Origin of the sequence: Mesorhizobium sp. WSM3224, assembly GCF_000427725.1 — a bacterium.
Classification (GTDB): Bacteria; Pseudomonadota; Alphaproteobacteria; order Rhizobiales; family Rhizobiaceae; genus Mesorhizobium.
Window position 1 is genome coordinate 300,807 of record NZ_ATYO01000001.1, and the last position, 20,787, is coordinate 321,593.

23 protein-coding genes are annotated in these 20,787 nt (G+C 64.3%); 17 read left to right on the top strand and 6 right to left on the bottom strand.

The window, feature by feature from the left end; genetic code table 11:
* The first annotated feature begins 17 nt into the window (after nt 1-17).
* The 5 genes from YU3_RS0101410 to YU3_RS0101430 all read left to right on the top strand — a co-directional run bounded on the left by YU3_RS0101410 (nt 18) and on the right by YU3_RS0101430 (nt 4,712).
* Entirely contained in the window at nt 18-905 is an 888-nt protein-coding gene (locus YU3_RS0101410; protein ID WP_027164552.1) for an ABC transporter permease, read from the top strand.
* Nucleotides 902-1,723, top strand: a complete 822-nt coding sequence (locus YU3_RS0101415) for an ABC transporter permease (protein ID WP_027164553.1) — start codon at nt 902-904, stop codon at nt 1,721-1,723. The genes YU3_RS0101410 and YU3_RS0101415 overlap by 4 nt, the downstream gene beginning before the upstream one ends.
* A 29-nt stretch (nt 1,724-1,752) precedes the next feature.
* Nucleotides 1,753-2,823 carry an ABC transporter substrate-binding protein gene (locus tag YU3_RS0101420; protein WP_027164554.1) on the top strand — a complete coding sequence of 357 codons (1,071 nt, stop codon included), beginning with the start codon at nt 1,753-1,755 and terminating at the stop codon, nt 2,821-2,823.
* A gap of 205 nt (nt 2,824-3,028) precedes the next feature.
* A complete protein-coding gene (locus YU3_RS0101425) occupies nt 3,029-3,637 on the top strand; it encodes a cupin domain-containing protein (RefSeq protein WP_027164555.1) in 609 nt (202 codons plus the stop codon).
* A complete protein-coding gene (locus YU3_RS0101430; protein WP_027164556.1) occupies nt 3,627-4,712 on the top strand; it encodes an ABC transporter ATP-binding protein in 1,086 nt (361 codons plus the stop codon). Before YU3_RS0101425 ends, YU3_RS0101430 begins: the two co-directional genes overlap by 11 nt.
* A 19-nt stretch (nt 4,713-4,731) precedes the next feature.
* On the opposite strand, the gene YU3_RS0101435 is transcribed toward YU3_RS0101430, so the two are convergent.
* Nucleotides 4,732-5,433 (bottom strand): GntR family transcriptional regulator, encoded by a 702-nt coding sequence (locus tag YU3_RS0101435; RefSeq protein ID WP_027164557.1) that lies wholly within the window; start codon nt 5,431-5,433, stop codon nt 4,732-4,734.
* A gap of 232 nt (nt 5,434-5,665) precedes the next feature.
* Here YU3_RS0101435 and YU3_RS0101440 point away from each other — a divergent pair, with 232 nt between their 5' ends.
* From YU3_RS0101440 to YU3_RS0101480, 9 genes are all read left to right on the top strand, one after another.
* Complete coding sequence (locus YU3_RS0101440) at nt 5,666-6,706, top strand: ABC transporter substrate-binding protein (protein WP_027164558.1); 1,041 nt, start codon at nt 5,666-5,668, stop codon at nt 6,704-6,706.
* A gap of 80 nt (nt 6,707-6,786) precedes the next feature.
* The gene (locus tag YU3_RS0101445; RefSeq protein ID WP_027164559.1) at nt 6,787-7,869 is read left to right on the top strand and encodes an ABC transporter ATP-binding protein; all 1,083 of its coding nucleotides are present in this window, start codon (nt 6,787-6,789) and stop codon (nt 7,867-7,869) included.
* Nucleotides 7,866-8,789 (top strand): ABC transporter permease, encoded by a 924-nt coding sequence (locus YU3_RS0101450; protein WP_027164560.1) that lies wholly within the window; start codon nt 7,866-7,868, stop codon nt 8,787-8,789. Before YU3_RS0101445 ends, YU3_RS0101450 begins: the two co-directional genes overlap by 4 nt.
* Entirely contained in the window at nt 8,786-9,586 is an 801-nt protein-coding gene (locus YU3_RS0101455; RefSeq protein WP_027164561.1) for an ABC transporter permease, read from the top strand. Before YU3_RS0101450 ends, YU3_RS0101455 begins: the two co-directional genes overlap by 4 nt.
* 22 nt (nt 9,587-9,608) lie before the next feature.
* Nucleotides 9,609-11,195 carry a gamma-glutamyltransferase gene (gene ggt, locus YU3_RS0101460; protein ID WP_027164562.1) on the top strand — a complete coding sequence of 529 codons (1,587 nt, stop codon included), beginning with the start codon at nt 9,609-9,611 and terminating at the stop codon, nt 11,193-11,195.
* Between the two features lie 45 nt (nt 11,196-11,240).
* Nucleotides 11,241-12,770, top strand: a complete 1,530-nt coding sequence (locus YU3_RS0101465) for an acyl--CoA ligase (RefSeq protein ID WP_027164563.1) — start codon at nt 11,241-11,243, stop codon at nt 12,768-12,770.
* A complete protein-coding gene (locus tag YU3_RS0101470; RefSeq protein ID WP_027164564.1) occupies nt 12,770-13,747 on the top strand; it encodes a 2-dehydropantoate 2-reductase in 978 nt (325 codons plus the stop codon). The genes YU3_RS0101465 and YU3_RS0101470 overlap by 1 nt, the downstream gene beginning before the upstream one ends.
* Nucleotides 13,748-13,849: 102 nt before the next feature.
* On the top strand, nt 13,850-14,479 hold the full coding sequence (locus tag YU3_RS38995; RefSeq protein WP_245273392.1) for a 2'-5' RNA ligase: 630 nt from the start codon (nt 13,850-13,852) through the stop codon (nt 14,477-14,479).
* Nucleotides 14,480-14,565: 86 nt separating this feature from the next.
* On the top strand, nt 14,566-14,919 hold the full coding sequence (locus YU3_RS0101480; protein ID WP_027164565.1) for a nuclear transport factor 2 family protein: 354 nt from the start codon (nt 14,566-14,568) through the stop codon (nt 14,917-14,919).
* 96 nt (nt 14,920-15,015) lie between these two features.
* On the opposite strand, the gene YU3_RS0101485 is transcribed toward YU3_RS0101480, so the two are convergent.
* Together YU3_RS0101485 and YU3_RS0101490 are read right to left on the bottom strand one after the other, a co-directional pair.
* On the bottom strand, nt 15,016-15,495 hold the full coding sequence (locus tag YU3_RS0101485; RefSeq protein WP_027164566.1) for an SRPBCC family protein: 480 nt from the start codon (nt 15,493-15,495) through the stop codon (nt 15,016-15,018).
* Nucleotides 15,492-15,845: a metalloregulator ArsR/SmtB family transcription factor gene (locus YU3_RS0101490; protein WP_027164567.1), complete on the bottom strand. Its 354-nt coding sequence runs from the start codon at nt 15,843-15,845 to the stop codon at nt 15,492-15,494. The genes YU3_RS0101485 and YU3_RS0101490 overlap by 4 nt, the downstream gene beginning before the upstream one ends.
* 155 nt (nt 15,846-16,000) lie before the next feature.
* Here YU3_RS0101490 and YU3_RS0101495 point away from each other — a divergent pair, with 155 nt between their 5' ends.
* Nucleotides 16,001-16,354, top strand: a complete 354-nt coding sequence (locus YU3_RS0101495; protein ID WP_027164568.1) for an ArsC family reductase — start codon at nt 16,001-16,003, stop codon at nt 16,352-16,354.
* A 17-nt stretch (nt 16,355-16,371) separates the two neighbouring features.
* On the opposite strand, the gene YU3_RS0101500 is transcribed toward YU3_RS0101495, so the two are convergent.
* From YU3_RS0101500 to YU3_RS0101510, 3 genes are all read right to left on the bottom strand, one after another.
* Nucleotides 16,372-16,728 carry a DUF488 domain-containing protein gene (locus tag YU3_RS0101500; protein WP_027164569.1) on the bottom strand — a complete coding sequence of 119 codons (357 nt, stop codon included), beginning with the start codon at nt 16,726-16,728 and terminating at the stop codon, nt 16,372-16,374.
* A 98-nt stretch (nt 16,729-16,826) separates the two neighbouring features.
* Nucleotides 16,827-18,083, bottom strand: a complete 1,257-nt coding sequence (locus YU3_RS0101505) for an aminopeptidase (protein ID WP_027164570.1) — start codon at nt 18,081-18,083, stop codon at nt 16,827-16,829.
* Nucleotides 18,084-18,223: 140 nt separating this feature from the next.
* Nucleotides 18,224-19,138 (bottom strand): LysR substrate-binding domain-containing protein, encoded by a 915-nt coding sequence (locus YU3_RS0101510; protein WP_027164571.1) that lies wholly within the window; start codon nt 19,136-19,138, stop codon nt 18,224-18,226.
* A 97-nt stretch (nt 19,139-19,235) separates the two neighbouring features.
* Here YU3_RS0101510 and YU3_RS35825 point away from each other — a divergent pair, with 97 nt between their 5' ends.
* Together YU3_RS35825 and YU3_RS0101520 are read left to right on the top strand one after the other, a co-directional pair.
* Nucleotides 19,236-19,436 carry a hypothetical protein gene (locus YU3_RS35825; RefSeq protein WP_036257650.1) on the top strand — a complete coding sequence of 67 codons (201 nt, stop codon included), beginning with the start codon at nt 19,236-19,238 and terminating at the stop codon, nt 19,434-19,436.
* Nucleotides 19,437-19,518: 82 nt separating this feature from the next.
* On the top strand, nt 19,519-20,676 hold the full coding sequence (locus YU3_RS0101520) for a YbfB/YjiJ family MFS transporter (RefSeq protein ID WP_245273393.1): 1,158 nt from the start codon (nt 19,519-19,521) through the stop codon (nt 20,674-20,676).
* The last annotated feature ends 111 nt before the right edge of the window (nt 20,677-20,787 follow it).

Below are 20,787 nucleotides of genomic sequence, written 5' to 3' on the forward strand. Positions count from 1 at the left end.
CCAAACAGGCCATAAATATGTCGACCATCGCTGCAACACGGCCATTGCCGGAAAACCGCACCTCGCCGGCGTTCCGCTTCGCCATGCTGCTGCCGGGCGGGCTGGTCACTTTCTTCCTGATCCTGTTCGCGCTTGGCCTTGTGGTGTTCCTCGCCTTCCGGGGCAATGACAGCTCGCTGCTTGGCGTCGGGCTGACGGCGGAGAATTTCGTCACGGTCGCAACCGACCCGCTCTATTGGACGGTGACGCTGCGCTCGCTGGTCATTGCCGGCCTGGTGACGCTCGCCACCGTCGTCACCGCCTATCCCGTCGCCTACTATCTCGCCTTCCATGCCGGCCACCGGCGCAACCTGCTGCTCTTCCTGGTCACGCTGCCGTTCTGGACCAGCTATCTGCTGCGCGTCTTCGCCTGGAAGATCGTGCTTGCCTACAACGGCGTGCTCAACTCGGCCTTCATCGAGACCGGCCTCTGGTCGCAGCCGACGCTTGCCTTCCTCAACACGCCGGCCGCGGTGGTCGTCACGCTGGCCCACGCCTACGCGCCTTTCGCCATCCTGCCGATCTATGTGGCGCTGGACACGATCCCGAAATCGCTGCTCGAAGCCGCTTCCGATCTCGGGGCGCGGCCCTTCACCAGCTTCCGCCGCGTCGTGCTGCCCAATTCCATGCCGGGCGTGCTGGCGGCGGCGCTGGTCGTGTTCGTGCCGACGGTCGGCGACTATGTCACGCCGGCCATGGTCGGCGGTCCGGCATCCACCATGATCGGCACGCTGATCCAGTCGCAGTTCGGCAAGGCCAATGACTGGCCGTTCGGCGCCGCGCTCTCGGTCTGCGTCATGCTGGTCATCCTGTGCGTCGTCCTGGTCGCGCGCGGCGCCGACCGCAGATTTGGCAGCCGCACATGAGCACGACGCGCACTGATGCCAACGCAGGCGGCCGCTGGCTCGGCTTCTATGTGCTTGGCTATCTCGTCTTCCTCTATCTGCCGGTGCTGCTGATCCCGCTGTTTTCCTTCAACAACTCCATCCAGGCGGCGTTTCCGCTGCAGGGTTTCACGCTTGAATGGTACCGGACGCTTTATGGCAATCCGGCGCTCTCCGGCGCTTTGGCCAACAGCCTCGTCATCGGCGCCGTCGCCGCCTCCGGCGCGACGCTCTGCGGCATCACCGTCTCCTATATGGACCTTTACGGCCGCTCGCCGCTGGCGGCCACGATCAGCGCCATCGCCCGGCTGCCGATCCTGATCCCCGGCGTCATCGTCGGCATTTCGCTGTTGATCCTGGTCAACCTCATCGGCCTCGGCCCGTCGCGCGTTTCCATCGTGCTCGGCCATATCCTCGTCGCGCTGCCGACGACGGTCGTGGTGATGCGCAGCCGCTTCGCGGCCATCCCAAAAACCATTCGCGAGGCGGCGCTCGATCTCGGCGCTTCCGACTGGACGACGTTCCGGCGCGTCATGCTGCCGCTCAGCCTTCCGGCCGTGCTGTCGGCCTTCATGCTCTCTTTCCTGATTTCCTTCGACGAGTTCATCGTCGTCTTCTTCCTCGCCGGCACCGAGCCGACGCTGCCGCTCTACATCTGGAGCCAGCTTCGCTTCCCGCGCTCGCTGCCGACGGTGATGGCGCTGGGAACCGTGATCCTGACCGTGTCCTTCGTCATCGCCGCTTCCGCCGAAATCCTGCGCCATCGCGGCCTCGGCGCCGCACGCCGCAATCCAGCCTGAAACCACAACAAGGAAAGAGGAGAACGAAAATGACATTCCGCCTGAAATCGATCACCGGACACAAGGTCCGGGCCGGCCTTGCCGCGCTCGCTCTGGCGCTGTCGTCGACAGTCGCTCTGGCCGCCGACAAGCTGCAATACTTCACCTGGTCGGGCTACGAACTGCCCGACTTCAACAAGAGTTTCCTTACCGCCCATCCCGATGGCGTCGAGGCGACGATCTTCGGCGACGACGACGACGCCTTCACCAAGGTCAAGGCCGGCTTCCGTCCCGATATCGCGCATCCCTGCTACGACAAGCTGGCGCGCTGGAACAAGGAAGGCCTGCTGCAGCCGATCGACACCAAGCGCATCAAGAACTGGGATTCGATCTTCCCGGTGTTCAAGAACCTGCCCGACCTGCAGGCCGGCGACGGCAAGGTGTGGATGGTGCCGTGGGACTGGGGCAACACCTCGATCCTCTACCGCACCGATCTGGTGAAGAACCCAGAGGCGAGCTGGAACCTTCTGTGGGACAAGCAATATGCCGGCCGCATGGCGACCATCGACGCCGTGCACGACACGCCGATCGTCGCGGCGTTGCTGGCAGGTGTGAACCCCTTCGACATGACGCCTGACCAGATGGACAAGGTGGCCGAAAAACTGCGCGAGCAGCGGCCGCTGCTGTCGAGCTACACCACCGACATGACCTCTGTCGAGCAGGCGCTGGCAAGCGGCCAGCTGGTCGCCGCCATGACCTGGAACGCGTCCGCGACCTCGCTCAAGAAGCAGGGCGTGCCGGTCGAGTTCATGAAGCCGAAGGAAGGCATGCTGACCTGGGCCTGCGGTTTCGTCATGCTCAAGGACGCCAAGAACGTCGATCTCGCCTATGACTTCATCAACAGCCGGCTCGACGCCGACTCGGGCAAGTTCCTGATCCAGTCCTACGGCTATGGCAGCTCGCTTGGCACCGCCTTCGCGGGCGTGTCGAAGGAAGAACTGGACAAGCTGCAATTGCCGGCGGATCCGGACGTGATGCTGAAGAGCACCATCTTCACCGGGCCGATGAAGCAGAACGACGATATGGCCAAGATGTTCGAGAAGGTGAAGGCGGGAGGCTGAGCGCTCTTACCTTCTCCCCTTGTGGGAGAAGGTGGATCGGCGCGCAGCGCCGAGACGGATGAGGGGTGTTGGAAGGAATGAGACGTTAGCATTCCCTGGAACACCCCTCATCCGTCGCCTTCGGCAACACCTTCTCCCACAGGGGGAGAAGGGGGAGCCTGGCCGCGCTGCGCCGCGTCGGTGGAAAGACAACGAGGACCAATGCATGGACATACTTGACGAAGCGGCGGCAAAACCGAAGGACGAGGCCGACGTCCGTGTCGGCCGCCGCGTGCGGGCGCTGCGGCTCGAGCGCAAGCTCTCATTGGCCGAGCTTGCGGCCAAGGCCGGCATCTCCATCGGCGCGCTCAGCCAGATCGAGCGCGGCATGTCCTCGCTGCGCGTCAAGGTGATCTGGCCGCTGGCGGCCGCGCTGGACATCGAACCCTCCGCGCTGATTGCCGACGGCAATGAAGCGGTCAACGACCTCTATTGCGTGCGTGCCGACAAGCGGCGCTCGATCCCGGTCAAATCCGAGGGCATCGCCAAGGCGCTGCTGTCGCCGCCTGGGGCGACGCTCACCGGCATGCTGGTGACGGTCGAGGCCGGCGGCGGCACGGCGGAAGCCTACGCCCATGCCGGCCACGAATTCGGCTTGGTGATAACCGGGGAAGTCGAGCTGGTGGTGGACGCCACCACCTATGTGCTGAAGGCCGGTGACAGTTTTGCCTTCAAGAGCACGCTGCTGCATGCCTTCCGCAACCCAGGCGCCGAGCGCTGCCAGATCCTCTGGGTCAACACGACAAAACCGTCCGAGGTGCGCGATGGCGCCTGACGCGCTCGTTCGGTTACAGCAAGTCTCGAAGGTTTTCCCGGGCGGCGTGGTCGGCCTCGATGCCGTTGACCTCGACATCGCTCCCGGCGAATTCCTCACTTTGCTCGGGCCTTCCGGTTGCGGCAAGACGACGAGCCTGCGCGTCATCGCCGGCTTCGAGAGCCCGACCGGCGGCAACGTCCTGCTCGAGGGCCGCGACATCACGGGCCTGAGGCCCTTCGACCGGCCGGTCAACACCGTCTTCCAGGATTATGCGCTGTTCCCGCATATGGACGTCGCCGAGAATGTCGGCTTCGGCCTGTCGTTGCGAAAGCTGTCCGGCACCGATCAGGCCAAGCGCGTCGGCGAGGCGCTTGAGATGGTCGGGCTCGCCGACAAGATCGGCGCCCGCATCCTGGAACTCTCCGGCGGCCAGCGCCAGCGCGTCGCGCTCGCCCGCGCCATCGTCTGCGAGCCGCGCGTGCTTCTTCTCGACGAGCCGCTTTCGGCGCTCGACGCGCATCTGCGCGAGCAGATGCAGGTCGAGCTGAAGCGGCTGCAATCAAGTCTCGGCACCACCTTCGTCATGGTCACCCACGACCAGACCGAGGCGCTGTCGATCTCCGACCGCATCGTCGTCATGAACAAGGGCCGTATCGAGCAGATCGCGCCGCCGGCCATGCTCTATGATCGGCCCGCCACCAAATTCGTTGCCAGCTTCATCGGCACGATGAACCTGTTGCAGTCGCGCTTCCTCGGTCGCGACGGCGAGCGCCTGCGCTTCGCCGCTGGCGAGCTGCCGTTGGAGGCTGTCTCCGAAACAAGCGAAACACCGGCCGCGGGAGAAATACGCACCATCGGCGTGCGGCCGGAGGATCTGCTCGTTGTCACCGAGGCGGCCGACGGCACCGCGCCGGCGCGGGTCAGCGGCATCGTCTTCCATGGCCGAACGCTACGCCTTCACGCTGAGCTCGGGCGGGGGACTTCGATCGTCATCGATGCCCCGCGCCGTGCGGACGGCTTCCAATTCAGCGTCGGCGACGTGGCGCATGTCAGCCTGCGGCGCGGCGCCAACTGCCCTGTGCTCGCGAGCTGACGCGATAGAGAGCCTGGCTCTACGATGCCTTGGCGAAAAATCCCTGATAGTCGGATTTGGCCTGCAGCAGGCGCAGGATGTTCTCGCGCGAGCCGCGCACATGCGCGCGGGCGCGCTCGCCGGCCAAAGCCACATCGCCGGCGCAAATCGCATCGACGATGCCGGTATGCTCCTCGCGGGTGAGCTTCCATTCGTCCAGCCACAGCAGCTCGGTCCAGACATATTGCTGGCATTTGTCGAGGATGCCGCAGAGCATGCCGTGGAGCATCTCGTTGCCGCTGATTTCGGCGATCACCCGGTGCAGGTCGATGCCGACCTGAAGCTCCTCGAATTTTTCTCGCGTGCTGCGGTCGGGGATCGCCGCCAGCCGCTCGCATTCGGCGAGCATTTCGCGCAGCTTCGCCTTGTCGGCGGCGGTCGCGTTGGCCGCCGCCAGCTCGGTCGCGCGCCCATCGAGCAGTTCGCGGATGTCGAAGGCCTCGCGGAACATGGTCAGGTTGAATTCGGCGACTACATAGCCTTGGCGCGGACGGCCGATCACCAGGCCGTCGCGCTCGAGCCGGTTGAAGGCCTCGCGCACCGGCGTGCGGCTGACCTTCAGGCGCTCGGCGATCTCGTTTTCCGTCACGCGGCCGCCGGGCGGGATCTGCCCAGTGATGATCAACGCCTTCAGCGACTCGAAGACAGAGTCGCGCAGCGTATTCTTTCTTTCCTTGCTCAAGCGTCCCGCCTCCAACGGTCAGTCATGGATTCGCCAGTCTAGTGCCTTTCAGCGCCTGCTTGAAACAGGGCCGCTTCGACAGGAACAAACCCTCCGCGCCGCGCTTTCTTCATCGCCGCCGAAAAACGCAAGTCCCATGTTGACATCGGCTTCCGAAAAATTACACTCAAAATTGTATACAAATTCGCATACCAAATCAATGATAACGGGAACACCGGTTGGAGAAGCGAAAATGACGAAGAGACTTTGTATTCAAGGCCTGGCCGCTGCCGGGCTGCTGGCCTCGGTCGCCGTTCCGGCGTCGGCCGCCGACACCATCACCGTCGCCTCATGGGGCGGCACCTATCAGGAGGCGCAGACCAAGGCCTTCTTCGACCCGACGGCCAAGGATCTTGGCATCACCATCAAGCAGGACACCACCAACGGCCTCGACGACGTGCGCCTGCAGGTCAGCGGCAACGCCGTTAAATGGGACATCACCGAGCTCGGCGCCGACGAATGCGCGCGGGGCTCCAAGGAGGGTCTGTTCGAGAAGCTCGACTACAACGTCATCGACAAGAGCGGCATCAATCCGAAGCTCGTGCATGACGACTGGGTCGGCATCTCCTATACCTCCGTCGTGCTGATCTACCGTACCGATGTCTTCGGCGACAAAGGCCCGAAGACCTGGGCCGATTTCTGGGACGTCGAAAAATTCCCGGGACGCCGCGCGCTCTCCGGCAGCCAGGCGACGGAAACGCTGAGCGTCGCGGCGCTCGCCAAGGGCATTCCGATCGACAAGGTCTATCCGGTCGACATCGACGGCGCGCTGCAATCTGTCGACAAGGTCCGTGGTCATATCGACGCCTGGTGGACCTCGGGCGCGCAAGCCATGCAACTCGTCAAGGACGGCGAGGTCGACATGGCGAGCATCTGGAACGGCCGCGCCGGCACGCTGAGGAAGGAAGGCGCTCCCGTGAGCTTCTCCTTCGATCAGGGCGTGCTCACCGCCGACTGCATGGTCATTCCGAAGGGTTCGAAGAACAAGGACGTCGCCATGAAGGCGCTGGCCAGGTTCGTCAGCCCCGACCTCCAGGCCAACCTGCCGCTCTATGTCGACAACGGCCCGGCCAACGAAAAGGCCTTCGAGACCGGCAAGATCCCGCAGGACCGTATCAAGGACATCAACTCCGCGCCCGAGAACGTCAAGAAGCAGGTTCTGCAGGATCCGGCATTCTGGCGCGACACGCTCGTCGAGGCGACCGAGAAGTTCAACAACCTGATCCAGCAGTAACGATCGCATCGGAGCGGTGCCGATGAGGCACTGCTCCGCATCGTCTCGCGAAAAATGATCCGGAGTTGAAGGAGATGCTCTTGTCTCTCGCGCAGTCCGCGCTTCCCATCGGCATCAGCGGTATCGAGAAGCGTTTCGGCGGCGTGTCGGTCCTGCACGATCTCGGCCTCGACGTCGCCGCGGGCGAATTCCTGACGCTGCTCGGACCGTCCGGCTCGGGAAAGACGACGCTGCTGATGATCCTCGCCGGCTTCGTGCGGGCCAATGCCGGCTCCATCAAGGTCGGTGGTGAGGAGATCATCACCATGCCGCCGCACAAGCGCAACATCGGCATGGTGTTCCAGAACTACGCGCTGTTCCCGCATATGAACGTCTTCCACAACATCGCCTTTCCGCTGAAGCAGCGACGCGTGTCAGCCGCCGAAACCGCCGAACGTGTCGAGAGGGCGCTGGACCTGGTGCAGCTCAAAGGCCTCGGCGAGCGCCGCGTCGACCAGCTCTCCGGCGGCCAGCGCCAGCGAGTGGCCTTGGCCCGCGCCATCGTCTTCGAGCCGCGCATCGTGCTGATGGACGAGCCGCTGTCGGCGCTCGACAAAAACCTGCGCGAGCATATGCAGATCGAGCTGCGCAACCTGCATCGAAGGCTCGGCATGACGACGGTCTACGTCACGCACGACCAGCGCGAGGCGATCACCATGTCGGACCGCGTTGCCGTCATGAATGCCGGGCGCATCGAGCAGATCGATCAGCCCGAGGCGCTCTACGCCAGGCCGAAGACGAAGTTCGTTGCCGGTTTCATCGGCGAGTCCAACTTCATTCCTGTTGAGTGCCGCAATGGCGGCGTCTGGCATGAGGGAAGCAACCTGCGCATGAAGGACCCGGCACCGTCCGCCGGCCGGCACTTGATGGTGGTGCGGCCGGAAAAGCTTCGCCTGATCGACGGCGCGGAGCAGACGGGCGACGTCAACGCGCTGCCGGCAATTGTCGGCGACATCATCTACCAGGGCGACAGCTTCGTCTGCTACGCGACGCTCAAGGATGGGCGGCAGGTGACTTTGCGCGACTATTGCCGCCCTGATGTGCTGGCGAAATTGCCGGCGCCGGGCGAGCCGATAACGCTCGGCATCGATGCGCAAGATGTCGTTCTGGTGGCCGATCAATGAGCATCGGATCCGCCAGCCTTGATCCTGCCTGCGGGCCCGATCGTGGGCTCAACGCCGATGCTTTGCGCGCCGACGCGCGGCGGGAATCGCGTGGCCTGCTGGCACTTTTGTCGCCCGGGCTGCTTCTCGTCTTCGCCGTCATCATCGTACCGATCGGCTGGCTGTTCTGGCTCTCGCTGTTCGACGAAACCGGTCAGCTCAGCGCGGCCAATTATGCGCGCTTCTTCGAGCGGGCGTCCTATATCAAGACCTTCGTCACCACCTTCAAGGTGGCCTTCGTCGTCACCGGCGCTTGCGTCCTGTTCGGCTATCCGCTCGCCTATATGCTGTCGCAACTGCCACGCCGCGCGGCCTCGATCTGCCTGATCTTCGTCATCCTGCCGTTCTGGACCTCGGTGCTGGTGCGCACCTATGCCTGGCTGGTCATCCTGCAGCGCAAGGGCCTGGTCAACAGCTGGCTGATCGATCTCGGTGTGATTTCCCAGCCGCTGCCGCTCGCCAACAATTTTGCCGGTGTCGTCATCGGCATGACCCACATCATGCTGCCTTTCCTGGTGCTGCCGCTCTACGCCTCGATGAAGACGATCGACGTCGACTGCCTGCGCGCCGGCATGAATCTCGGCGCCAGCCCGGCCGCCACCTTCCGGCAGATCTTCTTTCCGCTGTCGCTGCCTGGCCTGGCTTCGGGCGTCGTCATCGTCTTCGTGCTTTGCCTCGGCTTCTTCGTCACCCCGGCGCTGATGGGCGGCGGCAAGGTCATCATGTGGGCCATGCGCATGGAGCAGACCACCAGCCTCTACTCCAACTGGGGTGCGGGGGCGGCGCTCGGCGTCGTGCTGCTTGCCGTCACGCTGGCGCTGCTCGGTTTCTTCCAATGGCTGCTCGGCGCCCGCGCCACCGGGGTCTGGAGCCAGCGATGAGCATGGAAAATGCCCTGCCCATCTCGCATCGGCAACGCCTCTGGCTCTACGCGCTCGGCGGGCTCGTCATGCTGTTCCTGATCGCCCCGTCGGTGATCATCGTCATCATGTCCTTCTCCGGCTCGACACTCCTGCAGTTCCCGCCGCAGGAATGGTCGCTGCGCTGGTATGAAAGCTATTTCGGCTCGGTGGAATGGCGCGACGCCACCATCGTGTCGGTCAAGGTGGCGGTGATGACGGCGGTCGCGGCAACGCTGCTCGGCACCGCCGCCGCCTACGCCATCAACGCCCGCACGCTGTGGCTGACCGGCGCCATCAACGCGCTGCTCACCGCCTCGCTGATCATCCCGGTCATCCTGATCGGCATCGGCACCTTTTTCCTCTACGCCCGCATCGACCTCAACAACACGCTGACCGGCCTCGTCATCGCGCATACCGTGCAGGCCCTGCCGCTGGTCGTGCTCACTGTCCTGTCGGGGCTGAGGTCTTATGACATGAACCAGGAGAAGGTCGCGCGCAGCCTCGGCGCCGGCCGCTTCTCCGCCTTCTTCCAGGTGACGATGCCGCAGATACGCTTCTCGATCGTCTCGGGTGCGCTATTTGCCTTCATCACCTCCTTCGACGAGGTGGTGGTGTCGCTGTTCATCTCCGGCGGCGAGACCACGACGCTGACGCGCCGCATGTTCAATGCGCTGCGCGACCAGATCGATCCGACGATCGCCGCCATTTCGACTTGCCTGATCGTGCTATCGATCGTCTTGTTGTCCCCCGCCCAGCTTTTCGGCCGCGGACGTTGAACACAGGGATACCGACAACCGCATGCGTGACTTCCAGTTTCCAGGCCGCTCGCCGGTCCGTGCCACCGAGGCGATGGCCGCGACCTCGCATCCGCTCGCCACGCTTGCCGCCATCGACATGCTTCGCTTCGGCGGCAACGCCATGGACGGCGCCGTTTGCGCGGCCGCCGTGCAAGCGGTGGTCGAGCCGCAGTCGACAGGCATCGGCGGAGACTGCTTTGTCCTCTATTGCCCGAAGGGTGAAGGGAACGTGCTTGCCTTCAACGGCTCCGGCCGCGCGCCCGGGGCCGCGACGGTCGACTGGTATCGCGAGCATGACTTCAGCGAATTGCCGAAGCAGGGCCCGCATGCAGTGACCATTCCCGGTGCGGTCGACGCCTGGTGCCGTCTTCTGGACGACCATGGCCGCAAGGGCATAACCGACGCTCTCGCCCCGGCCATTCATTATGCCGAGAACGGCTATGTCGTGCACGACCGCGTCGCTTTCGACTGGGCGGATCCGGAAACCGATCTGTCGGCCGATGAGGTGGCGGCGCGCATCTTCCTGCCCGGCGGCAAGCCGCCAAGGGCTGGGGACGTGCACCGCCAGCCGGAACTGGCGGAGACGCTGCGCACCATCGCCAAAAAGGGCCGCGCCGGTTTCTACGAAGGCGCGGTGGCCGAGGATATTGTCGGACGGCTTCGTCAGCTCGGCGGCTTGCACACGCTCGACGACTTCGCCGCGACCAAGGGCGATTACAGGACCGCGATCAGCACCTCCTATCGTGGCCACGACATCCACCAGATGCCGCCTAACAACCAGGGGCTGACCGCGCTTCTGATGCTCAACGTGCTCTCCGGCTTTGATCTCGGCAAGCTCGATCCCGACGGCGCCGAGCGTCTGCACCTCGAGATCGAGGCCGGCCGCCTGGCTTACCAAGATCGCGACGCATTTTTCGCCGATCAGGATCATGTCGACGTGCCGGTCAACGCGCTGCTTTCCAGCACCTATGCCGACCGGCTGCGCGCGGCGGTCGACCCCGAGCGCGCCATGACCGATCTGCCGCGCCTCGACCTGCCGGGCAGCGACACGGTCTATATCAGCGTCGTCGACCGCGACCGTAACGCGGTGAGCTTCATCAACTCGACCTATTATTCCTTCGGCAGCGGTGTCGTCGGCCCGAAGACCGGCGTGATCCTGCAAAACCGTGGTTCCAGCTTCCGTCTCGACCCGAAGCATCCGAACGCAATAGCGCCAGGCAAGCGGCCGATGCACACCATCATGCCGGGCATGATGACCAGGAACGGCCGCGCCGTGATGCCTTTCGGCGTCATGGGCGGCGGCTACCAGCCTTTCGGCCATGTGCATCTTTTGACCAACATGATCGACTTCGGCATGGACCCGCAGCAGGCGCTGGATGCAGCGCGCGTCTTCTACAACCACGATGTCGTCGAGGCCGAGCGAAGCGTGCGCGCCGAGACGATCGAGTGCCTGCGCCGGCGAGGCCACAAGGTGGTGGAACCGGATCATCCGCTGGGCGGCGGGCAGGCGGTGCTGATCGACTGGGAAAAGGGCACGCTGACCGGCGCCTCCGATCCGCGCAAGGACGGCCTGGCGCTCGGATATTGAGCAGCGCTGGACATCGGCCGATCGTTCGAAACATAGTCTGGAACCATGACAAACAGCGAAAACGCCACCGATCTTGCCCTTCGCCTCGCACCCGGAGCCGAGGATGCGCCGGCCATCGCCGCGCCCGAGCGGGCAGCCCTTTCGCATGGCGGGCTGCGCCGCCTGATCCGCGATACCGCGGCGCGGCTCAACGCACTCGGCATCGGCCGTGGCGACCGCGTCGCCATCGTGCTGCCGAACGGCCCGGAAATGGCGACGGCGTTCATCGCCGTGGCCGCGGCTGCCTCCACCGCGCCGCTCAATCCGGCCTATCGCGCCGACGAACTCGATTTCTATCTGAGCGATATCGGCGTCAAGGCGATCCTCGTCGGCAAGGGCGAACAGGGCCCTTCGGTCGAAGTCGCCAGGCGCCTCGGTATTCCGGTGCTGCGGCTGGTGGTGCCTAGCGGCGCCTCGGCAGGTGTCTTCACGATCGAGGGCGACCCGGTCGGACCGCCGGTCGCATCCGGACTGGCCGGGGATGGCGACATTGCGCTCCTTCTGCACACCTCCGGCACAACCTCGCGTCCAAAACTGGTGCCGCTCAGCCACGCCAATCTCGCTGCGTCGGCGGCGCATATCGGCGCGACGCTCGGCCTGACGACGTCGGACCGCTGCCTCAACATCATGCCGTTGTTCCACATCCACGGCTTGATCGCGGCAGTGCTGTCCTCGCTTGCGGCCGGCGGCAGCGTGTTTTGCACGCCGGGCTTCAACGCGCTGCGTTTCTTCCAGTGGCTCTCCGAGGCCACGCCGAGTTGGTACACGGCGGTGCCAACCATGCATCAGGCGATCCTGCCGCGTGCCGCGCGCAATCCCGAGCAACTCGCCGAAGCGAAGCTGCGCTTCATCCGCTCCTCCTCGGCGTCGCTGCCGGCGCAGGTGATGGCTGAATTGGAGGCGACGTTCGGCTGCCCGGTGATCGAATCCTACGGCATGACCGAGGCCGCGCATCAGATGGCGTCCAACCGCTTGCCGCCTGGCCAGCGCAAGCCGGGCAGCGTCGGCGCATCGGCCGGACCGGAGGTAGCCGTCATGGCGCCTGACGGGCGGTTGCTCAACGCCGGCGAGATCGGTGAGATCGTCATCCGCGGCCCGAACGTCACGGTCGGCTATGAGAAGAACCCGGACGCCAATGCCAGCGCCTTCGCGCATGGCTGGTTCCACACCGGCGACCAGGGCGTGCTCGACGAGGACAGCTATCTGCGCGTCACCGGCCGGCTGAAGGAGATCATCAATCGCGGCGGCGAAAAGATATCGCCGCTCGAGGTCGACGGCGTGTTGATGGATCATCCGGCGGTGGCGCAGGTCGTCACCTTCGCCATGCCGCATGACAAGCTGGGCGAAGAGGTCGCGGCCGCCGTCGTGCTGCGCGAAGGCCAGAGCGCCAGCGAGGCCGACATCCGTGGTTTTGCCGCGACCCGGCTCGCCGATTTCAAGGTGCCGCGCAAGGTGCTGATCCTCGACGAGATCCCCAAGGGCGCCACCGGCAAGCTGCAGCGCATCGGGCTGGCGGCCAAGCTCGGGCTCGGCTGATGCGCATCACTGTCTTCGGCGCCGGCGCCATTGGCGGCTATCTCGCCGCCAAGCTGGCGATCGCCGGCTCTGTCGATCTGTCGGTCGTGGCGCGCGGCGCGCATCTGGAAGCCATCAAGGCCGATGGCCTTCGCCTGATCGAGGGCGGCAAGGAAACGGTGGCGCCGGTGAAGGCGGCGGCGCGCGCCGAGGAACTCGGCGTGCAGGACTATGTCGTGCTGGCGTTGAAGGCGCATTCGCTGGCGCCGGCGCTTGAGCAAATCGCGCCGCTGCTGGCTGCGGGGACAGCCGTCGTCACCATGCAGAACGGCGTGCCCTGGTGGTATTTCCATAAGGCGGGCGGCGCGCTCGAAGGCACGCGCCTCGATGCGGTCGATCCTGGTGGTGCGATCTGGGAGCGTATCGGGCCGGAGCGCGTCATCGGCTCCGTCGTCTATCCGGCCGTCGAGGTCGATGCGCCCGGCGTGATCCGTCATGTCGAGGGCACGCGCTTTTCGCTGGGAGAGCCGTCGGGCGAGAAGAGCGAGCGAACCACCGCGCTGGCGCGCGAAATGGTCAAGGCAGGGCTGCAGGCGCCCGTCCGCGAGGACATCCGCTCGGAGATCTGGGTAAAGCTCTGGGGCAACCTCTCCTTCAACCCGATCTCGGCGCTCACCGGCAGCACGCTTGCGGCGATCGTCGCCGACGAAGGAACCCGCGCCGTTGCGCGCGCGATGATGCTGGAGGCGCAGGCGATCGGCGAGAGCCTCGGTGTGCGCTTCCTCATCCCGGTCGACCGCCGCATCAAGGGCGCCGGCGACATCGGCGAGCACAAGACCTCGATGCTGCAGGACCTCGAACGCGGCCGTCCGATGGAGATCGATGCATTGGTCACCGCGGTGCAGGAGCTCGGGCGGTTGACCGGCCAGCCGACGCCGACCATCGACACGGTGCTGGCGCTGGTGCGGCGGCTGGCGATCGAACGCGGGTGCTATTGACGTCACGGAGTGGGCATGCCCGCTCTTGACTCTTGTCTATGTTCCTGTTTTGTTCTTCTTAAGAAAGTTTAACAGGAGCGTTCCTCGGCCGAACGAGTTCGGATGTATCGGCAGCAAGAGTTTGATTTTGGCATGCCCATCCCTCCCTGGCAGCCCAAGCTGCCAGATCGCGTGTTCTTCGCGTTGTTTTTGGAAGCCAAGGATTATGCCGCGTTTTGGTCGTTGCAGAGACGCCTCTGCGATCTCAATGGGATAACTGGATCGCTGCTGCTGAAGGAGCGGTTTCACGTCAGCCTTCAACATGTCGGCGACTACAAAAGACTACGGTCGAAAATCGAATTCGCGGCAAGACGGTCCGGTCGGTTGGTCGAGATGCCGTCGTTCGAAATCAGGTTTGGGCATGCAGTAAGTTTCCCCGGCCGGCCAGCGGCAAGAGGCAGGCCGGCTTCGCGTCCATTCGTGCTTCTGGCCGACAATGGGCCGGTGTGCGAACTCAGTCGATTCATCGGAGTTGCGATGAAGGCGAATGGTCTCAAATCGGCGGATCATTTTGCTCCGCATATGACCTTTGCCTATGACGAGAAATTCGTCGCCAGGCAGCCCAATCGATCCAATCAGTTTTGTAGCCCGGGAGTTCCGTCTCATTCACAGCCTGCGCGGCCGCACAATATACAACGATCTGGGCTGTTGGCCGCTGATCGCCGCGTCGTAACGGCCGAGCCATTCTGCTGACACGAATTGTCACCTGTGGAGCGGCCCGCCAGTGGCAGGCGATCAATCGCTCCCCTACTTGCAACTCGTCTGAACAGGAGGAAATCATGACCACTGCCGACACTGCCAAGGATTTCACCGAACTCCTCAAGCAGGGCGACAGCCACGGCGCTGCCGCGAAATACAATGCCGACGACATCGTCAGCTACGAGGCGATGGACGGGCCGATGGCCGTCTGCAACGGCAAGGAAGCCGTGAAGCAGAAGAGCGAATGGTGGGAAGCAAACCATGAGGTCCACGGCGGTTCGATCGAGGGGCCCTATGTCAATGGCGACCAGTTTGCCTTGCGCTTCACCTTCGACATAACGCCCAAGTCGACCGGCAAACGCGTCACAATGGACGAGGTAGGCCTCTACACGGTCAAGAACGGCAAGATCAGCGAAGAGCGCTTCTACTATTGAGGCCGATTTAGCTCGCGGCGTCCCGCGTCCTTTCGCTGCATGATTTGAAGACAGACACGACGGCCAGGATGATAGTCCGGCCGCCGTGCCGTTCTCTCAAATTCTCTTCACATAGTCCGCAAGCTGGTCTGCCACTGTGCCCCAGCCGTCGAAGAAACCCATCCGTTCGTGATTGTTGCGCGTCGCCTCGTCGCGGTGGATGGCGGTGGCGGTATAACGCGTGCCATTGCCCTCGGGCGTCAAGGCGATGACCGCGGTGATGAAGGGCTCGCCGGACGGCCGGTAGCCGGGCAGCAGCGCATCGGTCCACACCAGCCGCTCGTTCGGCACGATCTCGAGATAGCAGCAATGGCGGTCGCTCACCTCCTTGCCGTCGGGCGACTGCATACGCGTGCGGAACAGGCCGCCCGGCCTGAGGTCGATCTCGCAGTCGGTGATGATCCAAGGCTTTGGCGTGAACCACTGCTTGACATGTTCCGGCGTCGTCCAGGCGCGCCATAAGAGTTCGCGCGGCGCGTCGAGGAAACGCTCCAGCGTCAGGTCCAGCTTCGGGTTCGGCTTGAACGGATAGCTCACTTTTCACTCTCCTTGAGGTTCATCACATAGGCGTCGAACTGGTCGAGGCGGCGCTCCCACAGCACGCGCTGTTCGGCGAGCCAGTTTTCCGCAAGCTTCAGCGGTTCGGGCGAGAGACTGTAGGTCCTGACGCGGCCGGCCTTTTTCGACTGCACCAGCCCGCAGCCTTCCAGCACCTTGAGGTGCTCGACGAAGGAGGGCAGGGCCATGCCGAAGGGCTCCGCCAACTCGCTCACCGAAGCGGGGCTTCTGTTCAACCGCTCCACGACACGCCGGCGCGTCGGGTCGGCAAGCGCGCGAAAAATGCCGTCGATGGGCGGCACGCTTTGGCCGACGGTCTCAAGGCCCATGGCTATTCCTTTCGCCCTAGCGTACGTTTTTGAAAGATACTTAGGAAAAAACCTTAGTGTTGGCAAGAGCCAAAACCGGGCCATCGCGAAGCGCTGGCAAAGCCGTTCCGGCGGGCTTAGGCTTCGCTCAGATTCGCAACCGCCCGAGGGCTGCCTTGACTATCACCATGTACGGCATCACCACCTGCGACACGATCAAGAAGGCGCGCGTCTGGCTGGAGAGCCATGACGTGCCGTATCGTTTTCATGACTACCGGGCCGAGGGCATCGAGGCGGAGAAGCTGAACGGCTGGGTCGGCAAGGTCGGCTGGGAAAAGCTGCTCAACAAGGGCAGCACTACGTTTCGCGAACTGCCGGACGCAGACAAGCAATCGCTCGACGAAAAGAAGGCCAAGAAGCTGATGCTCGCCAGGCCGACGATGATCAAGCGCCCGGTGCTGGAGATGGGTGAGCGGGTATTGGTGGGGTTCAAGCCGGAGGTTTACGAAGAGGCGGTGGGCGGGAAATAGGCTCGACGTCGCAATAATTATGCTTGGGCTTCCAAATATTCCGCCAGCGCTACCGCATTGTTGTGCGCCTCGTCATGCGCGCCGAAGAGCAGCGTCACCTTGCCTTCACGCAAAAGGCCATGCAGTTGCGCCACCGCATCCTTGTTTGCGTCAAGTTCGGCCCGGTACCGCTTCCGAAACTCCGGCCAGCGTTCCGGCTCGTGCCCGAACCATTTGCGCAGCTCGTCGCTCGGCGCGATTTCCTTCAGCCAAACCGTCAGCGCGGCATCCTTCTTGCTGACGCCGCGCGGCCAGATTCGGTCGACCAGCACGCGCCGGCCGTCCGCCTTCTCGGGCGGCTCGTAGACGCGCTTCGCCGCAATGTCGAAGGCCATTTTGCCTCCTTACAAGCAATTCCAGGAAAACTATGCAGCTGTTGGGCTCGGTGACTTCGCCGTAGCCTTCTGTCCGGAATTGCGCAAAATAGAGTTCCTCAGGCCCATTCGCCCTTGCGCATTACCGGCACGCGGCTGCCGTCCTTGGCCACGCCGTCGATGTCGATCTTGTCGGAGCCGATCATCCAGTCGATGTGGATGAAACTCTTGTTGCCGCCGCGCTCGGCGATCTCGGCCTGGCTGAGCGAAGCGCCGTTGACGAAGCATTTCGAATAGCACTGCCCGAGCGCGATGTGGCAGGCAGCGTTCTCGTCGAACAGCGTGTTGAAGAACAAGAGCCCGCTTTTCGAGATTGGCGAGGAATGCGGCACCAGCGCCACTTCGCCAAGGCGGCGCGCACCCTCGTCGGTGTCGAGCACCTTCTTCAGCACGTCCTCGCCCTTCGAGGCCTTGGCCTCGACGATCCGCCCGCCCTCGAAGCGCACCGAGATATCGTCGATCAGCGTGCCCTGGTAGGACAGCGGCTTGGTCGAGGAGACATGGCCTTCGACGCGCCTTGCGTGCGGCGTGGTGAACACTTCCTCGGTCGGGATGTTCGGATTGCAGGTGATGCCGTTCTTCGCCGTCGAGGCGCCGCCCATCCACTCATGGCCATCCGCCAGACCGACGGTCAGGTCGGTGCCCGGTCCGGTGAAATGCAGCGCATGGAAATTATGCTCGTTCAGCCATTTCGTGCGCTCGGCCAAGGCTGCATTGTGTGCCTTCCAGTTGCCGATCGGGTCTTCGACGTCGACCCGTGAGGCCGAGAAGATGGCATCGGCGAGCTTGACCACCGCGACGTCGTCGGGCTCGCCCGGAAACACCTGCTTGGCCCAGGCTAGATCGGGATAGGCGACGATGTTCCAGTTGATGTCGAAGCCGGTGATCTTCTCCAGCGCCGGCTGGTAGGCCATCGAATTCGCCTTGTTGGCGCGCGCCACTTTGGCCGGATCCTGCGCCGACAGCAGTGACGGGTCCTCGCCGCGCACCGCAAGCCGCGCGGCATTGTTGGCGAAGGCCTTCGCCATGCCTTCATAGAGCCAGCCGGCGGCGTGGTCGAAACCGGCATCGGTGCCGTGGCGGAAGCGCGCCAGCGTGATCTCGTCGTCGTTGAAGATCGGCGTCACCAGCCCGGCGCCCGCCTTGTAGGCATGCTCGACGATACGGCGGGTCAGCGGCAGCGCCGCGATCGAAGAGGTCAGCACCAAATCCTGTCCGGGCTGCAGCTGCAGCCCGACCTTGATGGCGACTTCCGCCAGCCGGTCGAGCTTCACCGGGTCGATGCTTGCCGAGACGCCGCGCGAATGTGTGGTCATGATCCTGCCTGCCGTGATGTTGGGGTCCAGTTCTTACATAGACCGGTGCGCTTGGCCTTTCCACCGCGATCGACTGGCCTGCTTTCAGGCATGGTCTTGAAAAGTGCGCGGCGGTTCTCGGAAGATCATGCTCAACAAGTTTATGCGGCGCTATCGAGCGCCCGGAACTGCGCCATGGTCGCCTCGATCTCCTCGCGGATCCAGGCCTTGAAATCGCGCACTTTGCGGCTTTCGCTTTTGGTCGCCGAGGTCACCAGCCAGTAGCCCAGCCCGCTCTCGGCCCTTATGCCAAAGGGCGCGACCAACCGGCCGTCGGCCAGCGCGTCGGCGGTGAGCAACTGCCAGGCAAGCATCACGCCGTGGCCGGCGATCGCCGACTCCAGGCAAAGCATCGGATCGGTGAAGCGCGCGCCCTTGAGGAAGGTGACCGGCTCGACGCCGGCCGCCTCGAACCAGCCGTCCCAACTGAACATCGCCCGCTCGTCGGTGATCGCGCAGGTCTGGGCCAGATCGCCGATCGACTTCAGCCTGGCTGCGATCGACGGCGCGCAGACCGGAAACACTTCCTGGGCAAGCAGAAGCTCGGCCCGCCCGCCCGGCCATTTCCCGTCGCCGAGCCGGATGGCGATATCGATATCGGAGCGGTCGAGATCGGCGACCCTGGCCGAGGCGTCGATGCGCAGCAGCACATTCGGATGGCGGGCGAAGTGCCGCGACAACCTGGGCAGCAGCCATTTCGAGGCGAAGGCCGGCGCCACGGAAACGACCAGCGTGCACTCGTTGGCCTCGTCGGCCAGCGCCACCGCTTGCGCGAGCTCGCGAAAGCCGGCGCTGAGCCGCATCGTGAAGGCGGCGCCGAATTCCGTCGGCACGAGCCCGCCTGGCGTCCGTTCGAACAGCGCCTGGCCAAGCTGGCTTTCAGTGCGTTTGACCTGCTGGCTGACGGCGCTGACCGAGACATTCAGTTCGGCCGCCGCTGCGGCAAGCGATCCCAGCCGGGCGACGGTTTCCACGGCGCGCAGGCCGTTGAGATGGACGCGGTTCAGCATAGCCATTCAGTTTTTCTAAAGCGAACAGAGCGAAATCTCAATTGAAACTCGACAGCAAAAGGCAGAATTTAGCGGGAATAGCCTTGAGCCAGAAGGTTGTCCCATGAAGATTTTATCTTTTCTGAAAGGGCTTTCCGGCGCCGAGGCGAAGCCACGCGATGACGGCGAGATCGCCCGCTGGGTCACCGATCCTCTGTCGCATCCAGTGCTCGACACCATGTCGGAGCGTGAGCTCGGCGATATGCCGTTCCGGCTGACCGCCGGCCGCACCGCATATGAGACCATGGGCCCGACCCGTCTCTGAGGTCATTCGCTCCGATGGCGGGCCGCGCTGGCCCAACGCAAGCACATTGTTTCGCTCGCGCACAAATTTATTGTGCGCCGCAATGAACGCCTCGCCATCTCCCTTGCGTCTCGCCCTTGCCGGCATGGTCGCTCTCGCCGTCGCCCAGGGCATTGGCCGATTCGTCTATACGCCGATCCTGCCTGGCATGATGGAGGGATTGCATCTGACGCCGGCCGATGCCGGCTGGATCGCTTCGGCCAATTATCTCGGCTACCTCATCGGCGCGCTTGCCGCGGCCGGCGGCTGGGCGCATGGCCGCGAGCGCATGCTGATGTTCGCCGGCCTCGCCGCCAGCGCCGTGCTCGCGGGGCTCATGGGGCTCAACGAGACGATGGCCTCCTTCCTCGTCATCCGCTTCCTCGCCGGCCTCGCCAGCGCCTTCGTCATGGTGTTCATGGCCTCGATCGTCTTCAGCCACCTGGCAGCGGCCGGCCGCGGCGATCTGCAGGCGCTGCATTTCGGCGGCGTAGGCTTTGGCATAGCCGCGTCCTCCGCGCTCCTGGCGATCCTCGTCTCCGAACATGCCGGCTGGGCCGCCGGCTGGCTCTGGTCGGGAGTGCTCTCGGCGGTTGGCCTGTTCGTCGTCATGCTGCTTGCTGGCTCGACCACGCCGGCCAATGGCGTTGACGGGCCAGAGCCGGCGTTGCCGAAGAACCGGTCCCTGGCCAAGATGATCCTCGCCTACGGGCTGTTCGGCTTCGGCTATGTGGTGACGGCCACTTTCCTGGTCGCCATCGTTCGCCAGGGCGGCGGCGGGCGCGTCTTCGAGGCCACCGTCTGGATGGTCGCCGGCCTTGCCGGCTTCCCCTCGACCTGGTTCTGGCAGAAGCTTGCCGGCCGGATCGGGCTCTATGCCGCTTATGCGGTTACCTGCCTGATCGAGGTGGTCGGCGTCACCGCCAGCGTCGTCGTCAAAGGCGCCGCCGGACCGCTGATCGCCGGCGTCCTGCTCGGCGGCACCTTCATCGCCATCACGGCGTTGGGGATACAGATGGGCAGACAGCTCGCACCGCAGGCGCCGCGCCGCATCTTCGCGGTGATGACGGCAGCCTTCGGTCTCGGTCAGATTATCGGCCCGGTCGCCGCCGGCCTGCTCGCCCAGGCTTCGGGCAATTATGTGCTTGCCTCGGTCATTGCGGCGGCGGCATTGCTGGCCTCCGGCGTCATTGCCTGGTCGGCTGCGCCAAAATCGCCATGATTGGTGGTCTTGCTTGGTGCCGGGCATCGGGCAGGGCATTTTCTTTCCCACTAATGTGTGACTTTATGCCCGCCGAACAGCAACGCCGCTGATTTGCGGTCAGACCGAGGA